We start from the raw sequence: 11,372 nt of genomic DNA, 5'->3' as shown, positions 1-11,372 counted from the left end.
CAGCTTTTCCATCACGTTGCGCACGTGGCTCTTGACCGTGTAGGTGGCGATGCGGAGCCGCGCGGCGATCTCCTTGTTGCTCAGCCCCTCGGCAATCAGGCCGATCACCTCGCGCTCGCGGGGCGTCATCTTGACGGCTTCCATGGCTCCCGTGCGCCCTCGCCCCACCGCCTCGCGCGCGATCTGCGAGAACAGCGACGAGGTCATCTGCGGCGGCAGCACGTGCTCTCCATTCGCCACCGAGCGGATGGTGCTCACCAGGTCCTCGAAGGTGGCGTCCTTGAGAATGAACCCCGACACGCCCGCGTTCACGAACTCGATGATGTCCTCGTGCACCGGCAGCAGGTCCATGATGATCACCCGCGAGTCCGGATATTCCCGCTTGAGCGTTTCGGCCACGCGCAGGCTGTCGTCGTCCCACAGCCCCACGTCCAGAAGAATGACTTCCGGCTTGGCTTCGCGAAGCCGGGCAGGCTCTCCGCCGGACGCGGCGGCGACGACCGTGAAGTCCGCGGTGCGGTCCAGCATGGCCGCCAGCCCCTCGCGCACGAGCCGGTTGTCTTCAATGAGCGCGACTGAGATCATGCCTGGGCAGGAAAGGTGTCCGCTTGCGAACGCCGCGGGGCGCACACGAGCACGGGAGCGCGGCGCCCCGTTCGGCACGGGCCGCGCGCAGGCGCGATCCTTCGGCATGCGGCGAGCGCGGCCCCGTGGCCTTGGAAGACGAAGCTAGCGGACCAGCCGGGGCGGCGGAAGGATGGTGCGGCGGCCGGCAGACGCCGCGAATCGGGCCCGTGCGGGCGGGCAGGTGCGCCGCCGCGGCCTCCCTCCGCCCTCCCCGCGGGGTCTTCGTGCTCGTCCGCCGCGCGCCGGCCGCGGGCGCAGCCGCAGCCGCAGGCTGGCACTCCCGGGTTCCACCCCGCGAATGCCCGCCCGGCTTACCCCTCCACGCGCTCCGTCAGCCGCTCGAGCGCCTCGAACGGGAAGGGCTCACTCCAGTGGGAATTCCACCCTTCCGCGCGCGCCCGGCTGGCCACTTCGCGGAGTCCTCGCCACAGCGGGAGCACGATGTCGTGCGGCGTACCCCACGCGCTTGCAACCACCTCGCCCTTTCGGCCGCGCCCGTTCCAGAAGGTCACCACGTCAAAGACGACCGCGGAGGGATCGAATGCGCGAAACCGCCAGTCGTGCTCCAGCGGCTCCTCGCAGATGCGCGCGACGTACTCGCCCGGCCCATCCAGCACGCCGGAGAGCGCGGTGACGAGTTCGCCCACGAAGTCGTACGGAAGATAGGAGATGTCGAAGGCGAGCGGACCGTCTTCGTCCAGATGGAGCGTGGTGGGCAGCCACCCGTGCCTCGCCTTGCCGAACCGGAGCTTCATCCGGCCCTCACTGGAATTCGCGCGCCAGGTACGCCGCCGTGCGGCTCTCCGTGCATCGCGCCACCTCCGCTGGCGGGCCGCTGGCGACCACGCGCCCGCCCTCTTCGCCCGCGCCGGGCCCGATGTCGATCACCCAGTCGCTCGCCGCCACCACGCGCATGTCGTGCTCGACCACCACGACGGTGTTGCCGGCGGTAACGAGTTCGTCCAGCTGGATGACCAGCTTTTCCACGTCCGCGGGGTGCAGCCCGGTCGTGGGCTCGTCCAGGATGTACAGGGCGTGGCCGCGCTGCGCCCGCTGCAGTTCCGTCGCCAGCTTGATGCGCTGCGCCTCGCCGCCGGAAAGCTCCGTGGCGGGCTGGCCCAGGCGCAGGTAGCCGAGCCCCACTTCGCGCAGCACGTGCAGCGGGCGCCGCACCTGCGGCTCGTCCGCGAAGAACTCGTACGCACCATCCACCGTCATCCCCAGCACCTGCGCGATGTTCTGCCCGCGGTTCTCGATCTCCAGCGTGGCCGCGTTGTAGCGCGCGCCGTGGCAGGTGGGGCACGGCGCGTAGACGCTGGGCAGGAACAGCAGTTCCACCATCACGAATCCCTCGCCCTCGCACGTTTCGCAGCGCCCCTTGGCCACGTTGAACGAGAAGCGCCCGGCGTCGTACTTCCGCTTCCGCGCCGCGGGGGTGGCGGCAAAGATGCGGCGCACGTGGTCGAACAATCCCGTGTACGTCGCAAGGTTGCTGCGCGGGGTGCGGCCGATGGGCTTCTGGTCCACCCGCACCAGCCGGCTGATCCCCTCCATCCCCGCCGCGATCCGCCCGCCCACCGCGACCGTGGCGGACGGCTCGGCGTCGTCGCTTTCCTCGGCGGCGGGCTCGTGGCCCAGGTGCTCCGCCGCCAGTTCCACCAGCGCCTGGCTCACCAGGCTGCTCTTGCCTGATCCCGACACGCCGGACACGCTCGTCAGCACGCCGAGGGGAAAGCGGACATCCAGACCGTGCAGGTTGTTGCGGGTGACGCCTTCCAGTTCCAGCCACCCCGCGGGCTGGCGCAGGGTGCGCGGGGGCAGTCCCTCGCGCCCGAACAGGTGGCGGCGCGTCTGGCTGATTTCGATCGCCCGCAGCCCTTCCGGCGGGCCGCTGTAGAGCACCTCCCCGCCCTGCTCGCCCGCGGCGGGACCCACGTCCACGATCCAGTCCGCCTGGCGGATCACGTCCAGGTCGTGCTCGACGACGAACAGCGAGTTCCCCGCGGCCTTGAGCCCCGCGAGGGCGCGCAGCAGCGCCTCCGTGTCTGCGGGATGCAGCCCGGCGCTGGGCTCGTCAAGCACGTAGACGACGCCGAACAGGTTGCTGTGCACCTGCGTGGCCAGCCGCAGGCGCTGCAGTTCGCCGGGCGACAGGCTGGGCGTGCTGCGCTCCAGCGACAGGTATCCCAGCCCCATGTCCAGCAGTACGTCCAGCCGGTCCACCGCGTCCCGGGCGATGCGCTGGCGGACGATGGCCTTTTCCGGATGGGCATCGTCGTCCGCGCCGCGCCCGGCCGCGGTCCCGTCGGCGTGCGGGCGGATGAGGGCGGCCAGGCGGGCGAGCGGCAGGCGCGACAGTTCGGTGATGTCCATCCCCGCGAAGGTGACGGAAAGCGACTCCGCGCGCAGCCGTTTGCCGCCGCAGACGGGACATCCCGTGCTGAGCATGAACTGCAGCGCGCGCCGCTTCATCGCCGCGCTCTGCGTGTTGGCAAAGGTGTGCAGCACGTGCCGCCGCGCGCTGCTGAAGGTCCCCATGTAGCTGGGCTCGTCGCCCCGCTGCAGGGCCCGGCGCGTCTGCTCCGGCGTCACCCCCGCGTACACCGGGACCACGGGCTGCTCGTCGGTGAACAGGATCCAGTCGCGCTCGCTCTGCGATAGTTCCCACCACGGACGGTCCACGTCGTAGCCGAGGGTGACCAGGATGTCGCGCTGGTTCTGCCCGCCCCACGCGGTGGGCCACGCGGCCACGGCGCGCTCGCGGATGGTGAGCGACGGGTCCGGAACCATGGACTGCTCCGTCACCTCGTACACCTGCCCCAGCCCGTGGCAGTGCGGGCAGGCGCCCTCCGGGGTGTTGGGCGAGAACGCTTCGGCGTAGATGATGGGCTGGCCCGGCGGATAGTCGCCGGCGCGCGAGTACAGCATGCGCAGCAGGTTGCTGAGCGTGGTGACGCTGCCCACGGAGGAGCGCGTGGTGGAGGAGCCGCGCTGCTGCTGCAGGGCCACGGCGGGCGGCAGGCCGTCGATGGAGTCCACCTGGGGCACGCCCATCTGGTGGAACAGGCGGCGGGCGTACGGCGCCACGGACTCCAGGTATCGCCGCTGCGCCTCGGCGTACAGCGTGCCGAACGCCAACGAGGACTTGCCCGACCCCGACACGCCGGTGAACACCACGAGCACGTCGCGCGGAATGTCGACGTCCACGTTCTTGAGGTTGTGCTCCCGCGCCCCCCGCACCCGCACGAATCCCGCGGGCGCCCTGCTCGCCCCGCCCTGCTCCGCTCTGCTCATGTCCCGGTTCCGCCACGGTGGATCGCTCTCGGCGCGGCAAGATACCGGATCGGGCGCGGGGGCGCTTCAGGGCGGATGGGGAGGAGGCGCGGGCGGCGGCGGTAACCTGGCGCAGAACGGAGGTTGGGCGCGGTCCGCTGCTGTGGCCCTCACCCCGCGTCCTGCGCACGACGACCCTCTCCCACGAACGGATCTGGGGGAGGGAGCACACACCAGAGTTGCGCGGCCTCCTTATGCAGTTGAAGCCCCGGGCGCGGACGCGGCAGCGGCGACGAGTCGGGGCTTACCACTTCTTGAGCGGCGGTTCATCCGCTCAGGAGACGATCGGTGACGCGGATCTCCGGTCTCGGCACCGCGACCAGTCCCCCGCGTGCAGGTGAAGTCCCCCCGTCCGTTGGGGGGACTTTCCGCCGTTGTTGCGGCGAATTCATTCGCTCAGGATACTCTCGGCCGCGCAGATGTCGATCTCTGGCCCGCAACAGTCTGCGAGGCGGAATCGTCCAGCGGCGGCTCGTGCAGGACCGATCCAGCATGCCATCGGACGTGCGGCTACTCCGCCCCGCGCCGCACCCACGGCGCGATCCGCTCGCCGGGGCGAAGCAGGTTGCCGCGGTCGTAGTGAAACACCTTTCCGCGCTGCACGTCCACCCCGCGCGCCACGACGTGGTACTCGCCCTCCTCGTCGCGGACGACGAAGTGCCGGTGCTCCCCCTCCGCACCCGCGTCGTGGAAGTGAGGTGTGTACAGGAACTCCGGGCACTCGGTGGAGACCACGCCGTGGAAGGTCACCTGGACGTCGTGGTAGTAATCCAGGTCAAAGCCGCCGATCAGCACCATCCGCTCATCGTCACGCGTGAGGACCGCGAAGTCGCTGTGGCCCGCATCCGACATCCGGTTCACTTCGGCAAGCTCGTCCATGGCGGCAAGGGAGAAGGGTGTGGATCAGGTGCCGGGATCCGCGTCCGCCTGCGCGGCGGCAAGGTGGGCGGCCTTGAGCGTCAGGTAGTCGCGTTCGGGGGCGCTGGCGGTGCGCTCGGCGGCGGCGCGGTAGTGGGCCATGGCGCCCGCCGCATCGCCCGCACGCTCCAGCAGGTGCGCGCGCACGGCGTCCAGGCGGTAGTGGCCCCGCAGCCGCGGATCGTCGTCCAGCGCGCGGATCAGCTCCAGCCCGGCGTGCGGCCCCTGCACCATGGCCGCGGCGATCGCCCGGTTCAGCGACACCATGGGATTGTCGGACATGCGCTCCAGCACCAGGTACAGAGCGTGGATCTGCGGCCAGTCCGTTTCATCCGCGCTCGCGGCCTCGTCGTGCACGGCGCTGATCGCGGCCTGGATGGCGTACGGTCCCACGCTTCCCGCCGCCAGCGCGCCGGAAACGAGGGCGACGCCTTCCGCGATCTGCCCGCGGTCCCACAGTGAGCGGTCCTGCTCGTCCAGCGGGATCAGTTCGCCGCTCGCGCCCGTGCGCGCGTGCCGCCGCGCGTCCGTGAGCAGCATCAGCGCCAGAAGCCCCGCGACCTCGCCATCATGCGGCAGCAGCTCGCGCAGCATGCGCGCGAGGCGGATGGCCTCGTTGGCGAGGTCGGTGCGCTGCAGCTGGGCGCCGGTGCTGCTCGCGTATCCTTCGTTGAAGATGAGGTAGAGCACGTGGAGCACGGCGCTGAGCCGCGCGGCCCGCTCCCCCGCGCCGGGCACCTCGAACGGCACGTCCGACGCCTTGATGCTCAGCTTGGCGCGGCTGATCCGCTGTGCCATGGTGGCCTCGGGCACCAGAAAGGCGCGTGCGATCTGCGCCGTCGTAAGCCCGCCCACGGCGCGAAGGGTGAGGGCAATGGCGGAGGGCGGCGTGAGCGCCGGATGGCAGCACATGAACAGCAGCGCGAGCGAATCGTCCTCCTGCACACCTACCTCCACGTCCGGCGGCGGCACGAAGGCCCACTCCGCCCACACCTGCGTGGCCACGGCGTCCTCGCGGCGGCGGCGCGCCATTTCGCTGCGCAGGTGATCGGTAATCTTTCGCAGCGCGACGTGGTACAGCCAGCCGCGCGGGTTGGCGGGCACGCCGCCCGCCGGCCACTGCGCCGCGGCGGCGATCAGCGCCTCCTGCACCGCGTCTTCCGCCGCGCTGAAGTCGCCGTGCCGGCGCGCCACCGCCGCCAGCACCTGCGGCGCAAGATCGCGCAGCAGGTGCTCCACGACCGGTTCTGCGGATTTCGGGATCATGTGGTCCTCGGCAAACTCGCGCTACGCTGCACTACTCGACCTGTGGGTTCAGTGGAACTCACCAGAGAGGAGCGGTGGAATGTTAGAAGAACGTTGGCGCGAGCCACTCTTGAAGATGTAGGTAGTCCCGTAACGAAAGCTGGTGCGGCACGGTAGTCTGAAATTCAGCAGCGCCACGGGTGAATCGAGAGGTAGTGACGATGATACCTGCCGTCGCGCGTTCCTTCTGCACGACCCCGTAGAGAGAACGGACGACATCTACTCCAACAGGTCGGAATTGTGCGTACCTTTTGCATTCAACCAAATACAAGAACTCACCTATTCCGTCTTTTCGCGCGGCATACATGTCGAATCCTCCGTCCTTCGAAGCAGGCGTAAGCTCAATCGTGTAGCCTTTCTTACTGAGCAATTCCGCTACAAGCTCTTCAAATTGGCGCGGCGACAGATCGTACATGGTCGCGGGATCCCGCTCCACCAAACTTATTATTCTGGAATTCGCGCTGCTGATATCAGTAATGATGCGGCTTTCCTGCAGAACCTCTTCCCGAATGGGAAGTCCATCAGGGCCGAGGATCCCGGGATGAACAAAGTCTTGTATGCCGCTGTTCTCTAAGTACTCGCGAAGGCGAAGCCGAAGCCCCTCCACCCTGCGGTAGAGAGTCTTGGGTGGAACCTGTAGCACGCGCGCAACGTCGGCTACAGAGTATCCGTCACCAAAGCGCATCTGCACGATGAGTCGGTCTTCGGGCTCAAGAGTCTTCAGCGCTTCGTCTAGCGCCATTGACCGCGCAGCGCTGTCCGAATCGGCTAGTTCTGGCTCCTGATCATAACCACTCTCAATCCGATCTAGTATGTGCTCGGACGGCACTTTGACAGGTCGTAGTGGATCCCGAACAGGAAGTCGAGCCAACAATTGAGCCAAGTCCCCATTCGAAGATGTTGTGGCACCCGTACTACGAAGTTTCTCGGCTGCCTCAGCAAGCGAATAGCCGTGTCTATAGATCAGTCGCTCTAGCTCGATAGCTGGTGGGCCATGCCGCATTGCTGCTGCCGACGCGCGCCACCGCCCGCCCCGCTGCCGTACGTGTTCGATGAACTGGCGTGTCACAATCGTAGTTAAATATGTTGATATTCTGGACGTTCCACGGAAGGCTCTTATGGCAGCGTAGTCATCCTGCATGAGCTTTAATAGGACCTGTGAACTGAACTCTTCGGCTTCGATATCCGAGAGCCCTGCACGGTGCGAAGCCTGTGCGGCTACCCGCTCAACAAACGCAAGGTGCTGCAGGAAGAGCTTCTCGGCTTCTGAGCGACTGGGCATCTGAGAGTCCCGACGAGGCGGAGCACGGATCTACGAAGAGCGATTCTAGTCGGTCAGGCCGACCGCATCAACCTGTCATTTTGTTTCCTAAAGTTCATAGCTTACTAGTTCCAGCTTGCGGGGCACGCCACGGTGTGGCGTGTTGAATTCGAGCACCTGCGGCGCAAGGTCGCGCAGCAGGTGCTCGAGTTCGGGGCTCACGGAATCCGTCACGCGTCGGGCAACGGGGCGCTCATCACCTGCCGGACCTCGATGCCCATGTTCATTGGCGCGCCGCCGGGGCCGGGGGCGGCGGAGGCACGCGCGGCCACCTGGTACGCGCGCTCGGCGCTGTCCACGTCGATGATCCAGTAGCCGGCCAGGAACTCCTTGCTCTCGGGGAACGGACCGTCGGTCACGGGCGGCGCGCCGTCGCTCCCCGCCTGCACCCGCCGCGCGCGGCCGGGCTCCGTGAGCGCCTGCACCTGCACGAACTCGCCGGCCGCGGCCAGGTCCGCGTTCAGCGTGCGCCAGTACTCCATGTGCGCGTCCCAGTCCTCCGGGCGCCACTGCAGAAAGGGCCACTCGCTGGTCTGGGGCGGCGTGTGCATCATCAACATGAACTTCACAGGGGTAACCCTTTGATTCTGGATGCGTTGGGTGGATTCAGCTCACGTGGACCACAGGCCCCCGCGCGGCAGGCGGGGGCCGGGCGGGTCGTCAGTCCGTCGTGGGCGCGGAGCCTACGGGGCGCACCTCGATGGGCATGTTGAGCGGCTTGCCGCCGGGCCCGGGCGCGGCGGAGGCCTTGGCGGCCAGCTCGTACGCGCGCTCGGCGCTCGCCACGTCGATGATCCAGAAGCCGGCAAGGAACTCCTTGCTTTCCGGGAACGGGCCGTCGGTGACCGGCGCGCCGTCCGCACCCGCACGCACCAGCCGCGCCTCGCTGGGGGCGGTAAGGCCCTGCGCGTCCACCCACTCGCCCGCCGCCTTGAGGTCCTTGTTGAAGTCGTGCATGAACCCGATGTGCGCCTTGAGGTCGTCCGGCGTCCACTGGTTGATCTGGTAGTCGGCGGGTCCGCTGCCGGCGGGCGTGTGCATCAGCATCATGTACTTCATGGTCCGGTCTCCCGAGAGGGGTTGGGCGCGCCCTGCTGGCGCGGTGCGAGGCAGCCGTCATCGGCGCTTGCATCCAGTAGTCGGAGCCGCCGCGCCGTTCTCTACATCGGTCGATGAAAGATTTTTCGCCGGGCCGCATCCACCGTCCACAAGCCCGCGGATCGCGTGCATTCTGATGATTCCGCGCGCCTGGCGGAAGAACCCGCGGCCGCACCGCCCTCCCGATCCGCCGGGCCGGATTCAAAGCGGCCGTCTACGACGCCCATCGACCTCGCACATCCCGAATGCGACAGCGGCGGCACCCACATCGGGGTGCCGCCGCTGGCTGCTCAGTTCGCCGGTGCTCGTTGCGGCGCAGCGGGATGGTTGTCATCCGGGAGCCTCCAGCCGCTGGGCGCGCCGGAGCCGATGAAGCCGCCGAACAGGCATCCCCACCAGAAGTTGTCCCCGCGAGAATTGGAGTTCGACGTGAAGTAGAACACCAGCCCCAGCACCACACATCCGATCCCAGCCGCGGCGACCGCCTGCAGCCCGGGATCTTCGGGCCACGGAATGGACCGCGCGCCATCCGTCCGCCGCGCGTCGCCGAGCCCGGGAGCGAGCAGCCGCGCATCCAATGCGCCCGGCCTGAGCGCGGGGCTCACCTGCGCCGCCGCGGCGACGGCCAGCGCCGTTCCCTCGTCTGCCCGCGAAGCGGACTGCGCGTGCAGCGGCGCGGCAATCGCCAGGACAAGACAGCTGCAGAAGATACGAGCCTGCATGCGACACTCCGATGGCAGGTTCCGGTGCGCCACCGCGGTCGGAAGCGCTCGTCCTGCCCTCGTGCGAAAACCGGGCTCAGATGTTTGCGCGGATGGGATGGGATCACCGCAGCCCGCCCGCCAGCCTCACGGCAGGATCGTGAGGCTTGCAGCCGTTGTTGCGGCCACTTCATCAGTCGCTCAGCCCCCCCCGCGCTCACCACCCATCGTCTTGACCTCCCGCCCCGCCGGGGCTTACATCCCCGTCTCAAGATCCATCGATCCAATCCCGCTCGCCCGCCGCGAGCGCGAACCGCATACACCCGTCGTGCAACTCGTGACCATCCATCGCCTTCGCGCCGCGCGCCCGCTGCTCGCCGCGCTGCTGTTCATCATCGCCGTCGCCCTCCCGCGCACCCTGGCCGCGCAGGAAACCGTGCGCGTCACCGTCACCGTCCGCGCGGAGAATGAGCCCGTGGCGAACGCGCGGGTGCAGTCCGATTCCGTCACCGCGCAAACGGATGCGGACGGGACGGCGGTGCTGCGGCTCGCGCCCGGCACACGGACCGTGCGCGTGAGCCGGATGGGATTCGCGGTGTGGCAGGCCGCGCTCACCCTGACCGCCGGACGCGACACCGCCGTGCTCGTCTCGCTGGAGCGGGAATCAGAGGAACTGGAAGCAATCGTGGTGACCTCCACGCGCACGGGGCAGCGGGTGGAAGACGAGCCCACGCGCGTGGAAGTGCTGTCGCGCGAAGAGGTGGAGGAGAAGATGATGATGACGCCCGGCGACATCAGCATGATGCTCAACGAGACCTCGGGCCTGCGCGTGCAGACCACCAGCCCGTCGCTGGGCGGCGCCAGCGTGCGCGTGCAGGGCCTCCGCGGCCGCTACACGCAGATCCTGTCCGACGGGCTGCCGCTGTACGGCGGCCAGTCCGGCGCGCTGGGGCTGCTGCAGATTCCGCCCATGGACCTGGGCCAGGTGGAGGTCATCAAGGGCGCCGCGTCCGCGCTGTACGGATCGTCGGCGCTGGGCGGCGTGGTGAACCTCATTTCCCGCCGCCCGGGCGACGAGCCCGTGCGCGAACTGCTGCTGAACCAGACCACGCGCGACGGCACCGACGTCGTCGGGTTCGCCTCCGCCCCGCTGAACGAACAGTGGGGATACACCCTGCTGGCCAGCGCGCACCGGCAGTCGCGGGCGGACGTGGACGGCGACCGCTGGACGGACCTGCCCGGCTACCGGCGCGCTGTGCTGCGGCCCCGCCTGTTCTGGGACGACGCAGCCGGCCGCTCGCTGTTCCTCACGCTTGGCGCCACGGCGGAGGACCGCGAGGGCGGCGGCCGCGTGCCCGGGGGCGAGTTCCCGGAGACGCTGGAGACCCGCCGCGGAGACGTGGGCGCGCTGGGCCGCGTTCTGCTGGGCGGCACGCGCCTGCTCACCGTCCGCGCATCCGCCATGGCGCAGCGCCACGCGCACGGCTTCGGCGACGTGACGGAAGACGACGTGCACTCCACCGCCTTTGGCGAGGCCGCGTACTCCGGCACCTCGCGCGGGCACACCTGGGTGCTGGGCGCGGCGCTGCAGGCGGAGACGTACCGCGCCGACGACGTGCTGGGCTTCGACTACACTTACACCCAGCCGTCCCTGTTTGGCCAGGAGGAGTACTCGCCCGCGGAGTGGATGACGGTGTCGCTGGCCGGCCGCGCGGACTGGCACAGCGAGGACGGGGCGTTTCTCAACCCGCGCCTTTCGCTCCTGCTGCGCCCCGCGGGGTGGACGGTGCGCGGCTCCGTGGGCACCGGCTGGTTCGCTCCCACGCCGTTCACCGAGGAGACGGAGGCGACCGGCCTCACCCGCCTGCTGCCGCCGCTGCGGGATGTACTGAAGCCCGAGCGCGCCCGCACCGCGTCGCTGGACGTGGGCCGCACCGTGGGCGCGCTGGAGGTGAACGCCACCCTGTTCGGGTCGCGCACGGAGAACGCGCTGCAGCTCATTCCCAGCCCCGCGCGGCCGGGGCTGCTGGAACTGGTGAACGCGGACGGTCCCACTCGCACCTGGGGGA

Annotated in this window: 10 protein-coding genes; 1 reads left to right on the top strand and 9 read right to left on the bottom strand. The window is 69.1% G+C overall.

Annotated elements, in window-relative coordinates:
- The 9 genes from VF665_RS22365 to VF665_RS22325 all read right to left on the bottom strand — a co-directional run.
- On the bottom strand, positions 1-585 hold a 585-nt coding region (locus tag VF665_RS22365), incomplete at its 3' end, for a response regulator transcription factor (protein ID WP_331055694.1).
- 353 nt (positions 586-938) lie between these two features.
- The gene (locus tag VF665_RS22360; RefSeq protein WP_331055693.1) at positions 939-1,382 is read right to left on the bottom strand and encodes a hypothetical protein; all 444 of its coding nucleotides are present in this window, start codon (positions 1,380-1,382) and stop codon (positions 939-941) included.
- A gap of 7 nt (positions 1,383-1,389) precedes the next feature.
- Positions 1,390-3,921 carry an excinuclease ABC subunit UvrA gene (locus VF665_RS22355; RefSeq protein WP_331055692.1) on the bottom strand — a complete coding sequence of 844 codons (2,532 nt, stop codon included), beginning with the start codon at positions 3,919-3,921 and terminating at the stop codon, positions 1,390-1,392.
- Between the two features lie 549 nt (positions 3,922-4,470).
- Positions 4,471-4,839: a hypothetical protein gene (locus VF665_RS22350; RefSeq protein WP_331055691.1), complete on the bottom strand. Its 369-nt coding sequence runs from the start codon at positions 4,837-4,839 to the stop codon at positions 4,471-4,473.
- A gap of 24 nt (positions 4,840-4,863) precedes the next feature.
- The gene (locus VF665_RS22345) at positions 4,864-6,144 is read right to left on the bottom strand and encodes an RNA polymerase sigma factor (RefSeq protein WP_331055690.1); all 1,281 of its coding nucleotides are present in this window, start codon (positions 6,142-6,144) and stop codon (positions 4,864-4,866) included.
- An 82-nt stretch (positions 6,145-6,226) separates the two neighbouring features.
- A complete protein-coding gene (locus VF665_RS22340; RefSeq protein ID WP_331055689.1) occupies positions 6,227-7,465 on the bottom strand; it encodes a sigma-70 family RNA polymerase sigma factor in 1,239 nt (412 codons plus the stop codon).
- A gap of 209 nt (positions 7,466-7,674) precedes the next feature.
- Positions 7,675-8,073: a YciI family protein gene (locus VF665_RS22335; protein WP_349263164.1), complete on the bottom strand. Its 399-nt coding sequence runs from the start codon at positions 8,071-8,073 to the stop codon at positions 7,675-7,677.
- A gap of 91 nt (positions 8,074-8,164) precedes the next feature.
- Complete coding sequence (locus VF665_RS22330) at positions 8,165-8,563, bottom strand: YciI family protein (RefSeq protein WP_331055688.1); 399 nt, start codon at positions 8,561-8,563, stop codon at positions 8,165-8,167.
- 329 nt (positions 8,564-8,892) lie between these two features.
- Positions 8,893-9,324, bottom strand: a complete 432-nt coding sequence (locus VF665_RS22325; protein ID WP_331055687.1) for a hypothetical protein — start codon at positions 9,322-9,324, stop codon at positions 8,893-8,895.
- A gap of 307 nt (positions 9,325-9,631) precedes the next feature.
- On the opposite strand from VF665_RS22325, the gene VF665_RS22320 reads away from it, so the two are divergent.
- Positions 9,632-11,372, top strand: a 1,741-nt coding sequence (locus tag VF665_RS22320; protein WP_331055686.1) for a TonB-dependent receptor, incomplete at its 3' end; no start/stop codon positions are given.

This window comes from Longimicrobium sp., from assembly GCF_036387355.1.
Taxonomy (GTDB): domain Bacteria; phylum Gemmatimonadota; class Gemmatimonadetes; order Longimicrobiales; family Longimicrobiaceae; genus Longimicrobium.
Note: the sequence above shows the minus strand (reverse complement) of the source record. Positions and strands in the feature narration are given on the sequence as shown.

What these genes read in the sequence shown, in the direction of transcription:
- VF665_RS22360 (WP_331055693.1), bottom strand. Translation starts at nt 1,382, where the DNA reads ATGAAGCTCCGGTTCGGCAAGGCGAGGCACGGGTGGCTGCCCACCACG.
- VF665_RS22355 (WP_331055692.1), bottom strand. Translation starts at nt 3,921, where the DNA reads ATGAGCAGAGCGGAGCAGGGCGGGGCGAGCAGGGCGCCCGCGGGATTC.
- VF665_RS22350 (WP_331055691.1), bottom strand. Translation starts at nt 4,839, where the DNA reads ATGGACGAGCTTGCCGAAGTGAACCGGATGTCGGATGCGGGCCACAGC.
- VF665_RS22345 (WP_331055690.1), bottom strand. Translation starts at nt 6,144, where the DNA reads ATGATCCCGAAATCCGCAGAACCGGTCGTGGAGCACCTGCTGCGCGAT.
- VF665_RS22340 (WP_331055689.1), bottom strand. Translation starts at nt 7,465, where the DNA reads ATGCCCAGTCGCTCAGAAGCCGAGAAGCTCTTCCTGCAGCACCTTGCG.
- VF665_RS22330 (WP_331055688.1), bottom strand. Translation starts at nt 8,563, where the DNA reads ATGAAGTACATGATGCTGATGCACACGCCCGCCGGCAGCGGACCCGCC.
- VF665_RS22325 (WP_331055687.1), bottom strand. Translation starts at nt 9,324, where the DNA reads ATGCAGGCTCGTATCTTCTGCAGCTGTCTTGTCCTGGCGATTGCCGCG.